17 protein-coding genes are annotated in these 22,829 nt (G+C 38.3%); 14 read left to right on the forward strand and 3 right to left on the reverse strand.

Annotated features, from left to right (window positions below; translation table 11 throughout):
* Positions 1–142: 142 nt before the first annotated feature.
* The 4 genes from nhaC (at position 143) to ACYIAR_RS10750 (ending at position 5,810) form a co-directional block, all read left to right on the forward strand.
* Positions 143–1,603: a Na+/H+ antiporter NhaC gene (gene nhaC, locus ACYIAR_RS10735; RefSeq protein WP_480329561.1), complete on the forward strand. Its 1,461-nt coding sequence runs from the start codon at positions 143–145 to the stop codon at positions 1,601–1,603.
* Positions 1,572–2,741 (forward strand): dicarboxylate/amino acid:cation symporter, encoded by a 1,170-nt coding sequence (locus ACYIAR_RS10740; protein ID WP_480329562.1) that lies wholly within the window; start codon positions 1,572–1,574, stop codon positions 2,739–2,741. Before nhaC ends, ACYIAR_RS10740 begins: the two co-directional genes overlap by 32 nt.
* Positions 2,742–2,894: 153 nt before the next feature.
* Positions 2,895–3,560, forward strand: coding sequence for a hypothetical protein (locus tag ACYIAR_RS10745; protein ID WP_480329563.1), 666 nt, complete (start codon positions 2,895–2,897; stop codon positions 3,558–3,560).
* Between the two features lie 681 nt (positions 3,561–4,241).
* Complete coding sequence (locus ACYIAR_RS10750; RefSeq protein ID WP_480329564.1) at positions 4,242–5,810, forward strand: ATP-binding protein; 1,569 nt, start codon at positions 4,242–4,244, stop codon at positions 5,808–5,810.
* 665 nt (positions 5,811–6,475) lie between these two features.
* On the opposite strand, the gene ACYIAR_RS10755 is transcribed toward ACYIAR_RS10750, so the two are convergent.
* Both ACYIAR_RS10755 and ACYIAR_RS10760 read right to left on the reverse strand, forming a co-directional pair.
* Complete coding sequence (locus tag ACYIAR_RS10755; protein WP_480329565.1) at positions 6,476–6,796, reverse strand: YbjQ family protein; 321 nt, start codon at positions 6,794–6,796, stop codon at positions 6,476–6,478.
* Positions 6,797–6,888: 92 nt separating this feature from the next.
* Positions 6,889–9,153, reverse strand: coding sequence for a GH92 family glycosyl hydrolase (locus ACYIAR_RS10760; protein WP_480329566.1), 2,265 nt, complete (start codon positions 9,151–9,153; stop codon positions 6,889–6,891).
* A gap of 111 nt (positions 9,154–9,264) precedes the next feature.
* On the opposite strand from ACYIAR_RS10760, the gene ACYIAR_RS10765 reads away from it, so the two are divergent.
* From ACYIAR_RS10765 to ACYIAR_RS10775, 3 genes are all read left to right on the forward strand, one after another.
* Positions 9,265–9,543, forward strand: coding sequence for a LysO family transporter (locus ACYIAR_RS10765; protein WP_480329567.1), 279 nt, complete (start codon positions 9,265–9,267; stop codon positions 9,541–9,543).
* The gene (locus tag ACYIAR_RS10770) at positions 9,540–10,166 is read left to right on the forward strand and encodes a LysO family transporter (RefSeq protein WP_480329568.1); all 627 of its coding nucleotides are present in this window, start codon (positions 9,540–9,542) and stop codon (positions 10,164–10,166) included. The genes ACYIAR_RS10765 and ACYIAR_RS10770 overlap by 4 nt, the downstream gene beginning before the upstream one ends.
* Positions 10,167–10,378: 212 nt before the next feature.
* Positions 10,379–11,368, forward strand: coding sequence for a rhodanese-like domain-containing protein (locus tag ACYIAR_RS10775; protein WP_480329569.1), 990 nt, complete (start codon positions 10,379–10,381; stop codon positions 11,366–11,368).
* Here ACYIAR_RS10775 and ACYIAR_RS10780 read toward each other — a convergent pair.
* Positions 11,363–12,244 (reverse strand): AraC family transcriptional regulator, encoded by an 882-nt coding sequence (locus ACYIAR_RS10780; RefSeq protein ID WP_480329570.1) that lies wholly within the window; start codon positions 12,242–12,244, stop codon positions 11,363–11,365. The genes ACYIAR_RS10775 and ACYIAR_RS10780 overlap by 6 nt on opposite strands.
* Before the next feature lie 110 nt (positions 12,245–12,354).
* On the opposite strand from ACYIAR_RS10780, the gene ACYIAR_RS10785 reads away from it, so the two are divergent.
* From ACYIAR_RS10785 to fucO, 7 genes are all read left to right on the forward strand, one after another.
* Positions 12,355–13,836 carry a rhamnulokinase gene (locus ACYIAR_RS10785; protein ID WP_480329571.1) on the forward strand — a complete coding sequence of 494 codons (1,482 nt, stop codon included), beginning with the start codon at positions 12,355–12,357 and terminating at the stop codon, positions 13,834–13,836.
* A 7-nt stretch (positions 13,837–13,843) separates the two neighbouring features.
* Positions 13,844–15,103, forward strand: coding sequence for an L-rhamnose isomerase (locus ACYIAR_RS10790; protein WP_480329572.1), 1,260 nt, complete (start codon positions 13,844–13,846; stop codon positions 15,101–15,103).
* A gap of 3 nt (positions 15,104–15,106) precedes the next feature.
* Positions 15,107–16,129, forward strand: coding sequence for an L-rhamnose/proton symporter RhaT (gene rhaT, locus ACYIAR_RS10795; protein WP_480329573.1), 1,023 nt, complete (start codon positions 15,107–15,109; stop codon positions 16,127–16,129).
* Positions 16,130–16,197: 68 nt separating this feature from the next.
* A complete protein-coding gene (rhaD, locus tag ACYIAR_RS10800; protein ID WP_480329574.1) occupies positions 16,198–17,001 on the forward strand; it encodes a rhamnulose-1-phosphate aldolase in 804 nt (267 codons plus the stop codon).
* A 14-nt stretch (positions 17,002–17,015) separates the two neighbouring features.
* Positions 17,016–18,800, forward strand: coding sequence for an alpha-L-rhamnosidase-related protein (locus ACYIAR_RS10805; RefSeq protein ID WP_480329575.1), 1,785 nt, complete (start codon positions 17,016–17,018; stop codon positions 18,798–18,800).
* 44 nt (positions 18,801–18,844) lie between these two features.
* Positions 18,845–21,421: a family 78 glycoside hydrolase catalytic domain gene (locus ACYIAR_RS10810; RefSeq protein WP_480329576.1), complete on the forward strand. Its 2,577-nt coding sequence runs from the start codon at positions 18,845–18,847 to the stop codon at positions 21,419–21,421.
* A 73-nt stretch (positions 21,422–21,494) separates the two neighbouring features.
* A complete protein-coding gene (gene fucO, locus ACYIAR_RS10815) occupies positions 21,495–22,652 on the forward strand; it encodes a lactaldehyde reductase (protein WP_480329577.1) in 1,158 nt (385 codons plus the stop codon).
* The last annotated feature ends 177 nt before the right edge of the window (positions 22,653–22,829 follow it).

A 22,829-nucleotide genomic window follows, 5' to 3' on the forward strand; every position in this document is an offset into this window, starting at 1 on the left:
ATAACAAGTTGACAAGATGACAAGTTAGGATATTAATTCGTTAAATTACAGGTGTTCTGACCTTGTTAACTTGTATCTGAATCCTTGTAAACTTTTAAGTTGAGCTTGCGAAACTTAAACAATTAACAGAAATATCAGTATAATGACTAAAGGCAAACTTCCTTCAGCTTGGATTTCCATCATTCCTATTGTTTCATTAGTAATACTTCTTTTCATTACAATTAATACTTTCGGCAGTGATGCTCTTAGCGGTGCCAGTCAAGTGGTTCTGCTAACATCAACCGCAATATGCTCTGCATTGGCAATAATTGTTTCGAAGATTCACTGGAAAAAGATTGAGGAAGCAATTTGCAATAACATATTAGGCGTTTCTGTTGCGTTGATTATCCTTCTGTTGATAGGAGCTTTGTCTGGAGCATGGATGGTAAGCGGCGTTGTCCCGACGCTGATTTATTATGGAATGCAAATACTTCACCCTCATTTTTTCCTCGTATCGTGCTGCATAATTTGTGCCGTGATTTCAGTTATGACCGGAAGTTCATGGACAACTATTGCAACAATAGGAATTGCACTTATGGGAATAGGTGAGGCTCAGGGCTTTTCAACTGGTTGGGTTGCCGGAGCCATTATCTCAGGAGCTTATTTCGGAGACAAAGTTTCTCCTTTGTCTGATACCACTGTCCTTGCCTCGTCTGTAACCAACACACCGCTTTTCTCGCATATAAGATATATGATGTTTACAACAGTGCCGTCGATGACTATTACTCTGTTGATATTTCTTATCGCAGGTTTAAGCCATGAATCAGGCAGCGCTGACCAGATAGTTGAATTCTCAAATTCTTTGAAGGAAACATTTAATATATCATTATGGCTGCTATTGGTTCCTGTTATTACAGGAGTGCTGATATCACGCAAAGTCCCTTCAATAATCACGTTGTTCATATCGGCAGCTCTTGCCGGAGTTTGTGCTATTATTTTCCAGCCTCACTTGCTTCATGAAATATCAGGTACAGGAGTTGAGGACTCAATTTCTTTATTTAAAGGTACATTCATGACATTCTATGGAAGCACTCAGGTTGAAACCGGAAACGAAGCTTTGAATTCCTTGGTTGCAACACGTGGAATGGCAGGAATGATGAATACAATATGGCTTATTATATGTGCCATGTGTTTCGGCGGAGCAATGACGGCAAGCGGAATGCTCGAAAGTATTACTTCCGTTTTCCTCAGATTTATGAAGAAAAGAGCCAGCATGGTTGCATCTACAGTCGTTGCCGGACTGACTCTGAATATATGTACTGCCGACCAGTATATATCTATTATTCTTACAGGAAATATGTTCAAGGATATCTATAAGAAGCAAGGCTATGAAAGCCGCCTTCTCAGCCGTACTACAGAGGATGCCGTAACCGTAACATCTGTTCTTATTCCATGGAATACGTGCGGTATGACTCAGGCAACTATCCTCGGTGTAGGAACTTTAACATATTTACCATATTGCTTTTTTAACCTTATTAGTCCTTTAATGAGTATATTTATTGCCATTTTAGGATTCAAAATCAAACAACATCATGAAAAAACTGAAGGTCTCACTGCTGGCTAAGGTTGTAATTGCCATTTTAGCCGGAATTATTTTCGGCAATTTCTTGCCAATCAGTATAGCTCGTATATTTGTAACTTTCAATTCATTGTTTGGAAGTTTCCTGTCTTTTGCCATTCCTCTGATTATTGTCGGACTTGTCACTCCGGCAATTGGTGACTTGGGCAAAGGTGCCGGAAAGCTTCTAGCCATAACAGCTGCAATAGCATACGGCTCAACCATATTCTCCGGTTTTTTCACTTATTTCAGCGGAATGAACATTTTTCCGCAAATATTGCCTGTCAACACCGAGCTTACGGCAATTGAGAATCCAGAGGATTTCATGCTGCAATCCTATTTTTCCGTCGCAATGCCGCCGGTTATGGATGTAATGACAGCATTGCTTTTGTCTTTCACTGTCGGACTCGGGCTTTCCTATATTAATGGAACAGCACTTAAAGAATGTTTCAACGATTTCAAGGATATAATAACTCTTGTCATTGAGGCAGTAATTATCCCACTTCTTCCGCTTCATATTTTCGGTATCTTCCTTAACATGACTGTCAGCGGTCAGGTTATGAATATCATTTCTATGTTCCTGAAAGTTATTCTGGTTATTTTTGTCCTTCATGTTCTGCTTTTGCTTATACAATTCAGTATAGCCGGACTTGTGAGTAAACGTAATCCGCTTAAGCTTTTGCGAAACATGTTGCCGGCATACGCAACAGCCTTGGGAACTCAGTCTTCAGCAGCAACTATTCCTGTTACTCTTGCCCAGACGGTAAAGAACGGTGTACGTGAGAATATAGCAATATTTACCGTCCCTCTTTGCGCAACAATCCATCTTGCCGGAAGCACAATGAAAATTGTGGCTTGTGCTATGGCAATACTTATTATGTCTGGCGAAACAATTTCCTTCCCTCAAATTGCAGGTTTTATCATGATGCTTGGAATAAGCATGGTTGCAGCTCCCGGAGTTCCTGGCGGTGCAATTATGGCTGCTCTTGGAATCCTTCAAAGCATGCTTGGCTTTAATGAAACATTACAGGCTCTGATGATTGCGCTTTATATTGCTATGGATAGTTTCGGTACGGCATGCAATGTTACTGGTGATGGTGCGATAGCTGTGATAGTTGATAGGATTGCAGGGAAAGGGAAGTGATAAGGAATAAGAATAAATTTGAAAATAATAACCACAGTTTTATCATTATATTTGCGTTTAAGACTTAAACTGTTGTTGAGGAGTGGATTTGAGCAGATGTTTGGTTAAGTTGAAAATTTAGATGGTTCATTACTAATCAAATAAATTAACATTATGAAGCACAAATCAATATCAAAAATTTTACTGTATGTAGCAGCAATTCTGTTATGTACGGAAGTCTATTCGCAGGAAAAGGAATTTAAGAGATTCAGTGTAGGGATTTCCTATTCATTCAAGGATCGCATAAAAGAAATGGGAGCTGGACGTCCTAAAGTCTATCCAATGGAATTATCATTCAGATATAATCTCACGGATAAGCACTCTTTGCATTTGGATGTTCCATTTGGTTGGCGTAACGATGAGGAATGGTACAAAGAAGATGTTCTTTTATATATAAGAGAGAAACGCCTTTATGGTATAGGTTTAGGCTATGATTATAACATTATTGATTATAAGAATCTTTATCTGTTTGCAGGTGGAGGGTTGGAGTATCAGAGGTTCAAATCAAGACAGACTGATATATTTAAAGATGTTATGATTGGAGCCTACACTTATAGTGGAGAAAATTTCTGGTATAATGATTATGCTATTTACCCTGAAATCGGTTTTCGATATGTCTGGCGTTTTATAGGTATTGAGGCAAAATACAGGTGTTATTTTTCCATTACAAGCTATGATCAAAATATATGGTTGGGTTATGATCATCCCCAATATGAGGAATCAGATCATAATGGTTATATAAATCATTCATTCAGATGTGGATTGTTTTTCTTTTTTTAATGCTGATGTTGATAAATATTAAAAACATATGATTGCATTGATAATTAATGGTATATCGAGGTCGTGAAACTTGAAAAAGTAAATAGGTGACGAAATTAAGTTGTGATCTTTTCTAAGGTCGGCACCTTTCTCAGAAAAGACTAGAGTGCTTCTAAATAAAGATGTTTACCTTTTTCTGGAAATAACCTATTTAAAATTTTGGAAATTTACATTCGAATGTAACTTAAATTCCTTCCGAAAGAAAATTGAATTACTTACGGAAGAAAAACAAATTTGTTTCGGAAGTAAATTTGATAATATCCGTAGCTGTTTTTTGTCTGAAACCGAAACGATAGAGGAATGAAAAATGGTTGAAAGATAGAATATTATGTTTTACAACATAAATAGGTAAAAAGAATAAAAAAAGTTTGCAATTAAATAAAATAAATATTTTCTTTGAAAAAAGAAAAAACAGAACCTTAACTATGAAAAAATAACCTTGACTATGAACAAAAAAGATTTTACATTACCATTCCTTTGCTATGAAATGTAAGATCTTTTGGAGGGACTCACTTTATGGGTCCCTCTTTTTCTGTTGAGCTTATTTAATAAGCATAGCCTAAAAAGAATTTAATGCTTGTTTTAATAGTAACCTTTTATTAATTTTGTTATTATAGTGTTGGAAATAAATACATATCAGCAATGAAATATCCTATAGGCCTCCAAAGTTTCGACCAGTTGATAGAAGATGGTTATGTTTATGTGGACAAGACCGATATGGTTTACAGTCTGGCAACAGAAGGAAAGATATACTTTCTGAGCCGTCCCCGCCGTTTCGGAAAAAGTCTTCTAGTGTCTACATTGAAGAATTATTTTCTGGGTAGGAAGGAATTGTTCAAGGGTTTGAAGATAGAATCATTGGAGAAAGATTGGAAAGTATATCCTGTTTTTCATTTAGATTTCAATGGAGGAGATTTCACACAAAAAGGAGTTTTGAAGCAATGGATAAGTGATTTTATTTCTTTGTGGGAGGATAAGTATGAGCTTAAATCAAATCCCAACAATCCTATCGGGTTGAGATTCTTAAGATTGCTTGAGCATGTGCATAATATACATGGCTGTCGTGCTGTAGTTTTGGTAGATGAGTATGATAAGCCAATACTAGATGTACTGGATGTAGATAAGAACTTGGAAGAGGAGCATCGCAATATATTGAAAGGCTTCTATTCAGTATTCAAGAGTGCGGATGAACATCTTCAGTTTGTGTTTCTGACAGGTGTGACGAAGTTTTCTCAGGTCAGTGTATTCAGCGGATTCAATCAGCCTTTTGATATCAGTATGCATGGCAAGTATGAAACACTATGTGGAATATCGCAGGCGGAACTTGAGGCAACTTTCCGAGAACCGATAGATAAAATGAGAGAATTTTACAGATGTTCATATGATGCAATGATGACTATGCTAAAATCTCAGTATGACGGTTATCATTTTAGTGATAATATGACAGATGTATATAATCCATTCAGCCTTCTGAATGCCTTCTCGACGAAAAGAATAAGTGATTACTGGTTTAAGAGCGGCACACCAACATATCTGATACGTTTGTTATCTCATACTAATGAAAATATGAATGAGATAACTGGAAAGTATTATTTTGCAGAGGAGTTTATCGATTATAAAGCGACGGTTGAGCAACCATTACCGATGATATATCAGAGCGGTTACCTGACGATAAAGGATTTCAACTTGCGCCGTAATGCCTTTCTTCTGGATTATCCAAATAATGAGGTAAAGAAAGGATTTCTGTCGTTAATAGCGGGAAGTTATTTCAAGACCAACGAAAGTATCTATTCCTGGATACAGAATGCCGCAATCCTGTTGGAGGATGGAAAGATTGAAGACTTCCGAATAGGTTTAACATCTTTCCTTGCGAGTATTCCATACACAATGCGCAGGAAGGAAAATGAACGGGAGCGTGAAAGATATTTCCATTATACATTCTATTTGATAATGCGCCTGATCAGTGTATATACAGTTTATACTGAGAAAGTTCAAAGCCATGGTCGTGTTGATTGTATAGTAGAGACACCTGAATATATTTATATCTTCGAGTTCAAATTGGATGGAAATGCAGAAGAAGCAATGCGGCAGATAGAGGATAAAGGTTATGTTCGGGAATATGAGTCAGATAACCGAAGGCTTTATAAGATTGGAGCTGTTTTTTCGTCTGAAACCGGAACAATAGAAGAATGGAAAATAGCTGAAAGATAGAATATTATGTTTTATAGCACAGATGAGTAAAAATGAATAAAAAAGTTTGCAATTAAACAAAATAAATATTTTCTTTGTGAAAAAGATGATCTTAACTATGGAAAAATAACCTTAATTATGAAAGAAAAAGATTTTACATTACCATTCCTTTGCTATGAAATGTAAGATCTTTTGGAGGGGTTCATTATATGGACCCCTCTTTTTCTGTTTATCTTAAACTAAAAAGGGTTTGGAAATATCAGAAAAATAATAAATGTATGTTTTACAACATAAATAGGTAAAAAAGAGTAAAAAAAGTTTGTATTTAAATAATATAAATATTTCCTTTGGAACATGGAAAAAGTGAGAACCTTAACTATGAAAAAATAACCTTAATTATGAAAAATAGAGATTTTACATTGTCAAATTTATATTGTGAAATGTAAAATCTTTTAGAGGGATTCATATTATGGATCCCTCTTTTTTCTTTTCTATTATCCTAATAAAAAATTGAAGGATAAATTTTTATTAATGTTAGCTATATTATTACGTCGTGATTGTTTTTTTGTTTGAGATAGTAATGCCAGAAGATTAAGAGATTATATAAAAAAGGCTTCAGATACAAGTAAACAAGATAAAAGTATGATACTTCTTCTATTCGTATCTGAAGCCTTTCCAAATATAAATCATTGATACCAAACAGCAGTACCTGAAGCCGTAACCATCAACATACTTCCATTGGCTCCAACTGTTTCATAATCTAGGTCAATTGCGATAACAGCATTAGCTCCCATTCGCTCTGCCTGTTCTTTCATTTCCTGTAAAGCTGTTTCCTTTGCTTCACGTAGAACACTTTCGTATGAAGAAGATCTGCCGCCTACTATATCACGGATTCCGGCAAAGAAATCCTTGAATACATTTGCACCTATTATAGTTTCTCCTGAAACAATACCATAATATCTTGTGATATCGTGGCCTTCGATTGTGTTGGTTGTAGTTAATAACATAATAATTAGTTTATAGTAGTAAAGAAATTATGTAATCAAGGAGTTAATAAGGATTTATGATTCCTTATTTATCTCCTTGACTTTTTATCATATCAATGTGAAGCAGACATTTCTATCTCCATCTTACCGCCTTTGACTATATCAGAATGAGAGAAGAAAGGAGTTTCCAAAGATTTTCCGTTCAACTTGACAGATTTTACATATTTATTTTCCGGAGTATTGTTCTTGACAATAATATCAAAGCTGCCATTTTCAACTTTTATAGAAACTTTGTCTACCATTGGACGGCCAATTGCATATACTGGAATTCCCGGACAAACCTGATAGAATCCCATAGCGCTCAGCACATACCAAGCAGACATCTGTCCGCAATCCTCATTTCCGATAATTCCGTCCGGAGCGTTGGTATAGAAATTACGCATTATGAAATCAAGTCTTTCCTGACCTTTCCATGGTGAATCAGTCCAGTTATATAGATAAGCCATATGATGACTTGGCTCGTTTCCGTGAGCATACTGACCAATCAGACCAGTGATATCTCCCGAAGCTTCTGCTCCGTCAATCTGAGAAGAAGTTGTAAACAATGTATCCAAGCGAGTTTCCAATTCCTTACGTCCGCCAATAGCTTCGATGAAGTTGTCCATATCGTGTGGCGCAAAGAAACTCCACTGGAATGCATTTCCTTCAGTATAGTCACTCTTCATATGTGAAGAATAACGAGGATTGAAAGGAGTTCTGAACGAACCGTCGCCCATAACCGGACGCATCATTCTTGTTTCCGGGTCCAAGTAGCGTTTGTAATAAGCTGCCTTTTTCATGTATTCTTCTTCGAGAGCCTTGTCGCCGGCTGCTTTTGCAATCATAGCAACGCACCAGTCGTTATAAGCCATCTCAACGCCCCATGAAACTGATTCAGGAATAGAATCAGCAGGAACGAATCCATATTTTTCCTTATAATATACGTGCTTTGTAATGAGGTCAAGTTCGCGTGTTCCTTTGAATTTCTCAGCTAAATCTTCACGGTAAACAGAAGAACGTGCAGCAGCTTCTGCCCACAATTTCATATCTTCACCGTTTGTCAAATCCTTGCATACAAGGTCTGCAAGAACTGCCACTGCAGGATAAGCAACCATACAGCCAGTATAGCTGGAAGCCAAAGGCCATTTCGGAAGAATTGTTCCTTCTTTATATCCCTGAACCAAAGATTCGCCCATAGACTGTGCAAGAGCCGGATTAATGATTGTCATCAACGGATGAAGCGCACGGAAAGTATCCCACAAAGAGAAAGCTGTATAGTTTGTATATCCCGGAGTTGCAGTATGTACTTTCTTATCCATACCCAGATACTTGCCGTCAACATCCTGATAAGCAAAAGGTGCAATCATTGTATGATACAAAGCCGTGTAGAAATTCTTAAGAACCATAGGGTCACTGCTTTCAATCTTAAGTTTGTTCAAAGCCTTGTTCCATATATCGGCAGATTCCTGTCGTACTTCTTCAAAGTCCCATCCCGGAATTTCCTTTTCCATATTCAATTGAGCTCCTTCCGGACTTACAGGTGAAAGAGCTACTTTTACATACAAAGGCTCATTTGATTCCTTGAACTTGTAGTGGAACTTAAGGTCTTTGTCTGTATTAAGTTTCAGGAAAAGAGAATCAGAGCGGAGTTTTCCGTCCAAATACTGATAAACTGTTTCGATTTTCTCAGAGAATACAATTCTGTATGATACTGAATGAAAATGAGCCCAACCCTGAGTTTCGTATGTTCCTTCAACGATTGAATCGTTCACGAACCAGAATTCGTTGCCGGTAATTTTATGTCCCCAGTTAGGCTGAAGTATGTGTCCCAAGTCCAGCATCACACGTCTTTCCTTCGGATTGTCGTATGTGTATTTATGGAAACCTACGCGCTCTGTTGAAGTCAATTCAACATTCACTCCGAAATTATCCAGGCGGACTGAATAATATCCCGGTGTAGCTTTCTCTGTCTCTTTCTTGAAAGTTGCAACCGGCTTTATTGAATCTTCTCCGCAATATGGAAGCAGAGCGATGTCTCCCAAATCACCGATTCCTGTTCCAGAAAGATGTGTATGACTGAATGCATATATCTGATTGTCATCATAATGATAACCGCTGCTGGCATCCCAACCCATGATGTGAGTGTCCGGACTCAACTGAACCATTGAATACGGGCGAGTTGCTCCAGGGAAAGTATGTCCGTGAAAACCAGTTCCGATAAACGGGTCAACATACTGGTTCAAGTCAGCCAAAGTATCGGCTGACTGTGAATTTTTCTGCGAGCATGATACCGAGAGTAATGCCACAGCCGCTGAAAGTAAAAAGATTTTTTTCTTCACTGTTTTGAAATGATTTATTTGTTTGATTTGTTTTGAGCAAAATATATTTGCAAACTTACGGAAAAATAACGACTTACATTTATATTTGCAACCAAATTTCAATCTTTTATCATGTTTACAGTTATTTCTATATTCTTTGGAGGAATTATTCTTGGATATATATTCAAGAATATTTCTGTGTTGCAGAAACTTGGAAAACCTATTTTTACTACAGTCCTTATTTTGCTGTTTATTCTCGGAATAAGCATCGGTGCTAACGAGGAGATTGTACGGAATTTTGCATCACTAGGTTCTCAGGCATTGATACTTGCACTTGCCGGAACTTTGGGAAGCGTATGCCTAGCCAAATTAGTATATCATTTCTTCTTTGAGAAAGGAGGAAAGATATGAAAGGCAGTTTACTTGTTGTGGCAGTCTTTATGCTCGGATGTTTCATCGGTTATGCGGGAATGTATCCGGAAGAAATATTTACATTCAATGTTGAGGTGTATGTGCTTTATTTGCTTATGTTCCTGGTTGGACTGAGCGTGGGTAGCGACAAGCAGTTGAAAGATATTCTGAAAAGTATAAGACCCAAGCTGCTTCTTGTTCCTTTGTCAACCATTATCGGAACACTTTCGTTTACGGCTATTGCTTCATATTTCATCTCAAAATGGAGCATTTGGCAGTGCCTTGCCGTTGGTAGCGGATTTGGATATTATTCTCTTTCTTCAATACTTATCACTCAGTTTACCGAAAAATCTTTGGGCACTCAATTAGGTGCTGAACTTGGTGCTATAGCTTTGATGTGTAACGTGATACGTGAGATTATCGCATTGCTTGGTGCACCATTCCTGGTGAAATATTTCGGCAGACTTGCGCCTATCAGTGCTGGAGGTGCAACAACAATGGATACAACTTTGCCTATAATAACTAGATATTGCGGCAAGGAGATGGTTTTCATCTCTATTTTCCATGGTGTGTTGGTCGATTTCACCGTGCCTTTCTTCGTATCTTTCTTCTGCAGTTTGTGATTGGGAGAATGATTTGCCGATATTTTGTAGTGAGACTTTGTGCTTTGTGTTAAATATCTGAAGTATAATCATTTGTATTTTCAGGTTATTTTTTTAGGTTGGAAAACTTTTTTCATCCGCATGAAAAATTTTTTTCACAGGCAAGAAAATACTTTTTCACCCGGATGAAAAAAGTTTTTCACTAGATATCAGATAAAAGAATTATTACAATTATGAATATTAGAAAACTTACAGTTCTGTTTATATCTGCTTTTGTCGGATTGTCGGTAAATGCGTCGGACAAAAAAACGGGTTCAATTCTTGAGTTGTCGGATGTCGTTACAATCTCTGGCACTAAAGTTAATACCTTGGATGAGGTAAAAGCAAAATATATTCTTGTTGAAACTTCATCGTCGGACAGTTCTTCTTTTAAGAAAGACCGTGAACAATATTTCACGGATGTGTATAACCACTATAAAAAGTCAGGATTTGAATGGGTGACGAAATATAATTCTGAATCTTCAGCCTTGTATCTTGTTGACTCCGATGGCTTGATTTATGCCGTGGAAGAAGATTTGAGGAAAGAAGGATTGGAAAGAGTGCTTCGTGTGCTTTTCCCTAAAACACCGGTTTATCGCACTCTGGATGTTGAAACTTTCGATAAAAAGGTTTCTGAGATGAACAATTTGCAGGTAGTTGACGTGCGTACTGAGGATGAATATAATGCAGGCACAGTTCCCGGCTCTGTTCTGATTGATATGAAAAAGAAAGATTTCTCTCATAAAGCAGATTCATTGTTGGATAAATCCAAGCCTGTTGCCGTATTCTGCAAAGGCGGGGTGAGAAGCCGTAAAGCTGCTTGGAAACTGGTTGATATGGGTTTTGAGGTTCTGAATCTCGACAAAGGTTATGACAGCTGGAAGAAATATAAAGGCTCGTCGGTAATTCTTACAGCAAGGATGGAAATAAAGCCGGACTGCATTGAGGATTTCAAGGGAATAGCAGCTCCATTGATTGAGGCTACACGCAAGGAAGCCGGATGCGTCCGCTACGAACTTTATCAGGACAGCAACAATCCTTGTCTTTTCTTTTTCTTTGAAGAATATAAGGACGATGCTGCCAATCTGTATCATTCAAAGCAGGAATATCTTAAAGAATTCAAGGCAAAACGCGAACCTATGCTTAAGTCCGCGCCGAAAGCTATAGTTTATAAAACTTTATAAATCCCTGTATTCTTTCGGGGTCAGTCCTTCTCTTTTCTTGAAGAAAGTGGAGAATTGACCCACGTTCTCGAAGTGCAGTTTATATGCAATCTCTGTGATGTTCAAAGATGTACGGGTGAGAAGCTCCTTTGCATAGTTCAGCCGCAACTGAATTTGGTATTGCGCAGGAGAAACTCCCGTATATTCCTTGAATGTTTTTCTGAACCACGAATATCCGAGCCCAAGTTGCGACGCGATTTCTTCGGGCGAAAGAGGATTCTCTATCTCTGATTTCATTATTCTTCGTGCTTCGTCGAGCTTCTCTTTTACATAAGTATTTTCGAAAGAACGGTTTTTCTGCTTGTAGAATATAGTGCTTGTGATGTGATGCAACAATCCGGCAAGCATAATCTGAAAACCTGATTTTTCTTCGTTGGCGATATGCAGTAAATCTTCATAAAGGCTTAGGAGTGAATTGCTGATGCCCAATTCCAGTACAGGTTTGTCTATGGAAAAGAATCTTTTCGCAATCAGATTCTCCATATAAATTCCTTTGAATCCAATCCAATATTCCTGCCATCCGGATTCTTTGTCCGGCGAGTAGTTATGCCATTCTCCCGGAAAAAGAATAATTAAATCTCCGGCTTTAACTTGCCGTTTTTTGCAGTGGTCAGATATGAAAGAGCCGCTGCCTTTTACTATATAAACAAACTGATATTCGTTAAGTATGCGTCCGTTTTGTGGGAGAAAATTATAACTCTCCGGATGCTGCAATGGCGGATACATTGTGTGTGGCGGAATATCCTGAAATCCAGCCGTGGTCACAATCGTTCCCCAAGCTTCGTCGTTTGCGCTGTAGGTGAGATAATATATTTGGTCTTTCTTGTGTGTCTCCATAATTTATATCAGAATTGAAAGGTTTAAAATCAATATGTGTATTTTTTTATGTCTGCAAGCAGATAACTTTGCTCAAAAGTAATAAAAAACCTCAAATCATATAGCTTATTATGGAAGTGAACACTTTTCTGGCATTCGACATTGGAGCGACAAGTGGGCGTGCAGTCCTGATGGAATTCAAGGACGGAAAGTTTGAAATGGAAGAAATACATCGTTTTTCAAATGGCATATTGGAGCTTCACGGACGTTATTATTGGGATATATTCCATATCTATAATGAACTGAAAGAAGCTCTCCGTTATTGTGGAAAAAGAAATATTCGCCTTACGTCTGTTGGAATCGACACTTGGGGCGTGGATTTTGGTTTTGTTGGCCCGGATGGAGTTATACTCGGACTGCCGAGAGCTTATCGCGACCCTTACACAGAGAAATCTCCGGAGCGTTTCTTTACCGAAAAGATGTCGCAGAAAGAAGTTTATGAGCGGACGGGAATACAGATAATGAATTTCAACAGCCTTTTCCAGCTTTATCAGATGTCTGCTTATAGTTTTTCACCTCTATCACAAGCTTCTGCAGCTTTGCTTATTCCGGATTTGCTTTCATATATGCTTACGGGGAAAATGGTGTGTGAATATACTGATGCTTCAACGGCTCAGATTGTAAATCCATATACAAAGAAAATAGATGAGGAATTGTTGAATGCAGCAGGCGTTCCAGCATCGCTTTTCAGAGAAATTGTTTTCCCGGGAACAGAGGTTGGTTTGCTTACGGAAGCTTTGTGCAAGGAAACAGGATTGGAACCAGTTCCGGTTATTGCAGTTGCCGGACACGATACAGCTTCGGCTGTTGCTGCCGTTCCTGCTCAAAACAGAAATTTCGCGTTCTTGAGCAGCGGAACATGGAGTTTGATGGGAATCGAGACAGATTCTCCTATCATAACAGAAGAATCGTATAATGAGAATTTCACCAATGAGGGCGGAGTGGACGGAACAATCCGTTTTCTGAAGAATATTACCGGAATGTGGCTTCTTGAGCGTTGCCGTGAGGAGTGGAAACGCTCGGGACATGATTATTCATATCCGGAACTGTTGGATATGATGAAAGAAGAAATTCCTTTCCGAAGTTTGGTAAATCCTAACGATTCAAGTTTTGACAATCCTGAAAATATGCAGGAGGCGATTTGTGGATATTGCCGAAGAACTCAGCAGCCGGTTCCAGAATCAGTCGGGCAGTTTGTCCGATGTATATTTGAAAGTCTTGCTTTCAGCTATCGTAAAGTGTTGGATATACTTAAACGAATGTCTCCTTTTCCAATTGAATGTCTGCATGTGATAGGCGGTGGAGCCAAAAATGATTTCCTGAATCAGTTGATAGCGGATGTAATACAGATGCCGGTCATTGCCGGACCATCTGAAGCCACGGCAATAGGAAACGGTTTGATTCAGGCACGTTCTGCAGGACTGGTGAGTGACCGTTGGGAAATGCGGCGCATGATATTGTCGGTTGTTTCTCCTAAAATATTTGTTCCGAATAGTGGTGCCGGACAATATGACCGTGAATATTCTGAATATTTAAGTTTAACCTCAAAATAATATGATTATGATTAAGGAAAAGAACGTGATTGAAGCCTATGAAATGGCAAAAGAAAGATATGCCTCTCTTGGAGTAGATACAGAAAAAGCTATGGAGCAATTGCAGAAAATAGCATTATCTCTACATTGCTGGCAGACAGATGATGTGTCTGGCTTTGAGAACCAAGGAGGAGAATTGACCGGCGGAATTCAGGTTACAGGAAATTATCCCGGACGTGCCAGAAATATTGATGAGGTTCGTGCCGATATACTCAAAGCTTCGTCACTGATTCCCGGAAAACATCGTTTGAATCTTCATGCAATATATGGTGATTTTGAGGGAAAAGTAGTGGACCGTGATGAGATTGAACCTTGCCACTTCAAGAGTTGGATGGATTGGGCAAAGGAAAATGATATGAAACTTGATTTCAACAGCACTTCTTTCTCTCATCCTAAAAGTGGAAATCTTACTTTGTCAAATCCGGACGATGAAATCAGGAATTTCTGGATTGAGCATACAAAACGCTGTCGTTGGATAAGTGAAGAAATGGGAAAGGCTCAAAATGACCCTTGTATAATGAATCTTTGGATTCATGACGGAAGCAAGGAAGTTCCAGCCAGCCGGTTGAAATATCGTCAGATTCTTGAAAAATCCTTGGATGAGATATTTGCGGTTGATTATAAGAATATGAAAGATTGTATTGAAGCAAAGCTCTTTGGAATAGGTCTTGAAAGTTATACAGTCGGTTCGTATGATTTCTATCTTGGTTATGGCGTGAAAAACCAGAAGATGGTAACTTTGGATACAGGACATTTCCATTTGTCTGAAAGCATTGCCGACAAGATTTCATCTTTGCTTCTCTTCACTCCGGAAATTATGCTTCATGTGAGCCGCCCAATCAGATGGGACAGTGACCACGTTGTGGTAATGAACGATGAATTACTTGATTTGTCGCGTGAATTAGTTCGCTCCGGAGCATTGGACAGAATACATATCGGACTTGATTATTTTGATGCTACGATAAACAGAATCGGCGCTTATGTGATTGGAGTTAGAGCTGCACAGAAAGCATTGTTGCAGGCATTGCTCGAACCGTCAGCTTTGCTTCAGGAATATGAAGATTCCGGACGTTTGTTCCAGCGCCTGGCATTGCAGGAAGAAGCAAAGAATATGCCTTGGAATGCAGTGTGGGATATGTTCTGTATGAAGAATGAAGTTCCGGTAGGAAACGGATATATTACGGAAATAGAAAGATATGAAAATGAAGTGACCGGTAAAAGAATGTAGGATATGGATATTCTTGTTGGTTTACTGATTATAGCATTGGGAAGTTTGGGACAGAGTAGTTCTTATGTTCCGATAAATAAGATAAAATCATGGAGTTGGGAAAGTTTCTGGCTGGTTCAGGGAATATTTGCCTGGATAATTTTTCCATTGCTTGGAACTTTGTTGGCATTGCCTTCCGGAACCGGCATCCTTGATTTATTTCAGATGGAAGGAAGTATGATGTCCGTCTTTTACGGAATGTTGTGGGGAATCGGAGGTCTTACTTTTGGTCTGAGCATGCGTTATTTGGGAGTTGCTTTAGGACAGAGTATTGCTTTGGGAACTTGTGCCGGTTTCGGCACACTTTTCCCGGCAGTGATGCAAGGCAAGAACTTGTTTCAAGGTGAAGGATTAGTTTTGTTGTTTGGGGTGTGCATAACTCTTGCTGGTATAGCTATTATAGGCTATGCCGGAAGTTTGCGCTCACGCAATATGACAGAAGAAGAGAAGAAGGCTGCCGTTAAAGACTTTGCACTGAGTAAAGGTTTGGCAGTGGCATTGCTGGCAGGTGTTATGAGTGCATGCTTTAATCTTGGGCTTGAGGCTGGAGCTCCGGTTTCTGAACTTATGCGTGAAAAAGGGGCAAATGAATTGTTCGTTATGAATCCTGTTATTATGCTGGTAACAATGGGTGGCTTTGTAACAAATGCTGTTTATTGTATTTATCAGAATAAAATAAATAACACAGGTAAGGAATATTTTTCAGTTTCTGGAGAAGTAATAGCTAATAATGTTGTATTTTGCCTTTTGGCAGGTTTGCTTTGGTATTCTCAATTCTTCGGATTGGGAATGGGGAAAAGTTTCTTTACCGATTCTCCGGTTATGATGGCTTTTTCATGGAGCATACTGATGTCGTTGAACGTAATTTTCAGTAATATATGGGGAATTATATTAAAGGAATGGAAAGGAGCAGACTCTAAGACTGTATTTGTTTTGGTTCTTGGAATGTGTGTACTTATATTTTCTTTGATATTTCCTAATATTTGAGAATATAAAACGATTGGTATTACAAGACTAAAACTATATAAACTCAAAAACTTAAAAACTCAAAAAATATGATAGATTTAAGAAATAACAAATCTCTGATGTCCGAAATAGGACGAATAGCAGAAGTGGCAGGCTATTTATGGACCAAAGGTTGGGCTGAACGTAATGGTGGAAATATATCTGTAAATGTTACAGACTTGCTTAGTGAAACTGAGAAATCACTTCCTGCGTTGTTACCGCCAGTTGAATTGCCTGAAAAGATGACATTCCTTGCAGGACATATATTTTATGTTACAGGAACAGGTAAGAGAATGCGTTATGTGGCTCAATCACCTTTTGATAATGGTTCTTTGATTCGTATTTCAAAAGATGGCTTAAGTTATGAGATTATTGCAGAGCAGCCGATAAAACCAACATCAGAATTGCCTTCGCATCTTATGATGCATAATTATGTTCGTAGTACAGGTCGTGATAATAAAGTGGTTTTGCATACTCATCCTACAGATTTAATTGGTATGACTCATTGCCGTCGTTTTTTGGATTCTGCATTGCTTACCAAGACGTTATGGAGCATGATTCCTGAGTGCCGTATAATTGTTCCTAAAGGAATTGGAATTGTTCCATATGAAATTCCAGGAACTGTAGAATTGGCTAAAGCAACTATCAAGCAATTGGCAGAACATGATGTTGTATTTTGGGAAAAACATGGAATATTGGCAGTAGGAGAGGACTTGATAGAATGTTTCGATGCAATTGATACTTTGAGCAAATCTGCACAAATATTCTTTAGTGCAAGAATGGCTTCAGGAGAAGATCCTGTTGGAATGACTCAGCAACAGCTTGATGATTTGGTTCCGGCTTTTGGACTATGATTAATGCCTAGCTTATGCGTAAAATAGTATTTATTACTGGACTATTACTGACTTGCGTATCCTTGTTTTCGCAACAACGCGATTCAAGGGTACGCGATTATATTTCGCCTGTGCGAATTATATGGAAGCAGGATAGTGCCAACATAATAAATGGACAATATTTGTTGTCGGCAGGAAATGGACAGTCTGATTTGTCAAATAGTCGTGTGTGCCTGATGAAAAGCACGCACACACAATTTCCGGCATTACTTTTGGATTTTGGTAAAGAGATACAAGGCGGTATTCAGATAGTAACCGGAATGCCTGGAAATCATGAACCTGTGCGAGTTCGTATCCGCTTCGGAGAATCTGTAAGCGAGGCAATGTGTGATATTGACGGTAAGAACGGTGCTACCAATGACCATGCCATGCGTGATTTCCAGATTTCACTTCCATGGTTGGGTGTAACAGAAGTTGGAAATTCCGGTTTTCGTTTTGTACGTATAGATTTGATAGATGACTCAGCAGAACTTCAGATTAAGGAAATAAGGGCAATATCAACATATCGTGATATTCCGTATAAAGGTTCGTTCAAATGTAATGATGAACGGTTAAATCAAATATGGCAAACCGGAGCATACACTGTTCACCTTAATATGCAGGAATATTTGTGGGATGGAATAAAGCGCGACCGTCTTGTTTGGATTGGCGATATGCATCCGGAAGTTATGACGATAAATTCTGTTTTCGGATATAACGAGGTAGTTCCTAAAAGTCTTGATCTAACTCGTGATATAACTCCATTGCCATCTTGGATGAATGGTATAAGCTCTTATTCGATATGGTGGTTGCTTATTCAGCGCGACTGGTATTTGTATAACGGAGATGTGGCATATCTTGAATCACAGAAGCCCTATCTTACCGGACTCCTGAAACTTCTTATATCTAAGATAGATGATAATGGGAAGGAAAAACTTGATGGAATGAGATTTCTTGACTGGCCTTCAAATGCGAATCCCGAAGCTATAAATGCAGGTTTACAGGCTTTGATGGTACAAGCAATGAAATATGGCTCAGAACTATGCCTTTTGTTAGGAGAAGAAAGTCTTGCTTCAGAATGTAATAAAGCTGAGGAAAAATTACGTGAAGCGGCAGCTAATGTAATTGAACCTTTCCTTTCATTAGATAGAAAACCGACCGAACCAGGAATGAAACAGGCTGCAGCTTTGTTGGCTTGGGCAGGGCTTCTTGATGCTTCCGAAGCTGATAAGAAATATTTGTCCGTTGAAGGAGGACGTGGATTTTCTACATTCTATGGATATTATATGTTATGCTCTATGGCTTTGGCCGGTAATTATTCCGGAGCACTTGATATAATCAGAGAATATTGGGGAGCAATGCTAGATATGGGAGCAACTACGTTTTGGGAAGATTTCAATTTGGATTGGTTACCTGATGCAGCACCGATTGATGAAATTGTACCGGAAGGTAAAAAAGATATTCATGGAGATTTCGGCGCTTATTGTTATAAAGGTTTCCGCCATAGTCTTTGTCATGGCTGGGCTTCCGGACCGACTTCGTGGTTGACTGCAAATGTACTTGGTGTTAAAGTTCTTGAACCGGGTTGTTCAGTCCTTCTTATAGAACCTCATCTTGCTGATTTGGAATGGACAGAGGGAACTTTCCCGACTCCAAAGGGAATAGTCAGGATTCGCCATGATAAACGTCCGGACGGTTCTGTTGCTTCTAAGGTTGAGGCTCCGGATGGAATAAAGATTATAATTAGTAATAAGGAACATGTTGGCAAGACAACAAAATAATTAGAAACCCTTGTAAAAACTTTGTTCTTTTAAAATTACATGTTATGAATAAAAAGACTTTCTTAATATTGGCAGTTTCTGCAACTATGTTAACTGCTTGTGAACAGACAAACAATGATATAATTCCTGTAAATCTTCGTACTGAATATCTTGTAAATCCGATAGGTCTGGACACTGAAAATCCTCGTTTTACTTGGGAATATGCAGGAAAAGATACAACATTTATTCCGGGACATTATGAGATATTTATCGGAACATCTCCGGACAATCTTTCTTTGTACGACGAAAATAAGGAACTTGAACCGGATACACGTTATTATTGGCAAGTAAAAGTGTGGGACAGTAATAATAAAATATGTCGTATATCTGAAACTGCCAGTTTTGAACTTGGTAAAGGTGAGAATGCGGAATGGAAAGCAAAATGGATAACTGATGATAAGGATAAGGAATACGAACCAGCTCCAATGTTCCGTAAAAGTTTCACTGTTGATAAGTCTGTTAAATCTGCACGACTTTATGTTTCAGCTGCCGGTTATTATGAGATGTTTATTAATGGCAAGCGTGTTGGTGAGAACTTCCTTGATCCGGGATATACACATTTTGATAAGCGGAATTTATATGTGACACATGATGTTACTGAACTTTTGCAGAATGGAGATAATGCATTAGCTGCCGTTTTAGGTAATGGCTGGTATAATGAACAATCTGTTGCCGTATGGAATTTCCATGAAGCTCGTTGGAGAAACCGTCCAAGAATGTTATGTGAGATGAGGATTGCTTATGAAGACGGAACTTCGGAAACTATTGTATCTGATGATACTTGGCGTACAACTTGTGGACCATATACTTATAATAATATTTACAGTGGTGACCGTTATGATGCTCGTCTTGAACCGGAAGGTTGGAAATTTCCTTCATTTGATGACTCTTCATGGAAACATGCGCTTGAAACATCTTCTCCCTCTGATTTGATTGTTGCTCAGGAAATGCCGGGTATTCGGGTAACAGAAGAATTCAAACCTGTATCTGTTAAATCGTTTAGTGATAAATTATATGTTTTCTCCTTTCCTAAAAACATTGCCGGATTATGCCGTTTGAAGGTTAAAGGTGAAGCAGGCACACATATAACGGTTAAACATGGAGAACTGCTTAAGGAAAACGGACGTTTGGAACAGGGTAATATAAATGTTTATTATCATCCTGTAAAACCGGGAGAAGTATTCCAGATGGACGAGTATTATCTGAAAGGAACAGGTGACGAGGAAATATTTGTTCCATCATTCTCATATCATGGATTCCAATATGTGGAAGTAGAAAGTGACAAACCGCTAAAGTTAACAGAGGAGAATCTTACTGCCTTGTTTATTCATACAGATGTCAAGCCTGTAGGAACTTTTTCTTGTTCAAATGAAACATTTAATAAGATATGGAATGCAACGATGCAGGCATATCGCAGCAATCTTCACAGTATTCCAACAGATTGCCCGCAGCGTGAGAAAAACGGTTGGACCGCTGATGCTCATGTTGCCATCGACCTTGGACTCCTTGGCTTTGATGGCATAAAGTTTTATGAGAAATGGATGAACGATATTATAGACAATCAGCGTGAAGGTGGGGATATTTCAGGTATAATCCCTTCAAGTGGTTGGGGATATGGTGAGTTCCCTGGTCCGGTATGGGATGCTGTAATGTTCATAATACCAAATGCTTTGTATAATTATTATGGAACAATTGAAAGTATAGAAAAGTTGTATCCTACTATGGAACATTATCTGTCCTATCTCAAGACAAAGGAAAAAAATGGTTCTCTAACTTTTGGTTTGAGTGACTGGGTATATTGGAAAGCAACGACAAATAATGAATATACATCCACTGCTTATTATTATCTGGATAATAAACTGATGGCCCGTTTTGCTTCACTTCTTGGAAAAGATCCTACACCATATTTGAAGAAAGCAGAGGAGTTGAAGAACAGAATTAATGGAAAGTTCTTTAATACTCAATCTGCAACATATGCTGAAGGAACTCAGGCAGCACAGGCGTTAGCATTGTATCTTGGACTTGTTCCGGAAGGAAAAGAACAGGCTGTAGCAGAAAAGCTTCATGAACTGGTTGTGAATAATGATTATTTCCTTGATTTCGGTTTGATTGGTTCCAAAACAGTTCCAGCAATGCTTACTCGTTACGGATATATTGAAGATGTCATGAAAATGATTATGAAAAAAGAAGCTCCATCATGGGGATATTGGGTGGAGACTATGGGTTATAATACTTTGCCTGAAACATGGACTCTCAGTCCTGAATTCCGTGACGCATCATTGAATCATGTTTTTCTTGGTGACATATCAGCCTGGATGATGAATAATATAGCGGGAATAAATTATGATGAAAATTCTCCTGGTTTCCGTAAAATACGTATTTCTCCTCATTTCCCTGAAAATATGGATTGGGCAAAGGGTTCTTATAAATCTATAGCAGGAGAAATTTCTACGGAGTGGAAGAGAACTGCAGATGGAAAGATTAAGCTTACAGTGAAAATTCCTTTGGGAGCAACAGCAGAATTGGTGGTTAATGGAGAATCTAGGGAATTGACGGCTGGATTACATATTTTGGATATATGATATATGTTGATGTCTTTTATAATCTAGTCAAATTGTATTTGAAACATTGTAATCTTTAATAAACTATATACTTATGAATAGAATGATATTAAATGAGACTTCCTATTTTGGAGCAGGAAGTCGCGAAAGTATTGCCATTGAAGCTAAACGAAGAGGTTATAAGAAAGCATTTTTTGTAACAGACAAAGATTTGATCCGCTTTAAGGTCGCAGATAAAATCATAGAAGTATTTGATAAAAATAATATTCCGTATGAAATTTATAGTGACCTGAAAGCAAATCCGACTATTAAGAATGTGCAGAATGGTGTATCGGCATTTAAAGCTTCTGGAGCGGATTTTATAGTTGCCCTGGGGGGCGGTTCCTCTATTGATACAGCAAAGGGTATTGGCATAGTGGTTAATAACCCTGAATTCTCTGATGTTTGTTCTTTGGAAGGGGTTGCTGGTACCAGAAATAAGGCAGTTCCCACATTTGCTCTTCCAACAACGGCAGGTACTGCTGCTGAGGTAACAATTAATTATGTAATTATAGATGAGAATGCCAAGAAGAAAATGGTATGTGTAGATCCTAATGACATACCTTCTGTTGCTATTGTGGATCCAGAATTAATGTATTCAATGCCTAAAGGGCTTACTGCTGCAACAGGTATGGATGCTTTGACTCATGCGATTGAAAGTTATATTACTCCCGGAGCATGGGTTATGTCTGACATGTTTGAATTGAAAGCTATTGAAATGATAGCTGCAAATTTGAAGAATGCAGTAGATGATGGTAGTGATGTTGTTGCACGTGAAGCAATGTCACAGGCTCAGTATATTGCCGGAATGGGATTCAGTAATGTTGGTTTGGGTATAGTTCATTCTATGGCACATCCTCTGGGTGCTCATTATGATACTCCACATGGAGTAGCCAATGCTTTGTTGTTACCTTATGTTATGGAATATAATGCCAATTCTCCAGCTGCTCCAAAATATATAAATATAGCTAAAGCAATGGGAGTAAATACTGAAGGAATGAGTGTTGAAGATGGAGTAAATGCCGCAATAGAAGCCGTACGTAAGTTGTCTTTAAGTATTGGTATTCCTCAGAAACTTTGTGAAATCGGAGTGCGTGAAGAAGATTTGCATATGTTGGCAATAGATGCTTTTAATGATGTATGTACAGGAGGCAATCCTCGCCCTACCTCTGTGGAGGATATAGAGGCATTGTATCATAAAGCTTATAGATGAAAATGAGAAAATAGAAGGATATTCTTTTTATTAAACCAATTCATAGAAAATCTTATATTTATAACGACCTTAAATGTAAATATGATAGGAGTTGTTGATTGTATTATTTAATATTATAATGCTTTATTTTGAAAAGCTTTATTATACTTTGTAAAAAAGAGATATTAAGGAAATCTA

This window comes from Parabacteroides sp. KHUB-01, from assembly GCF_056640935.1.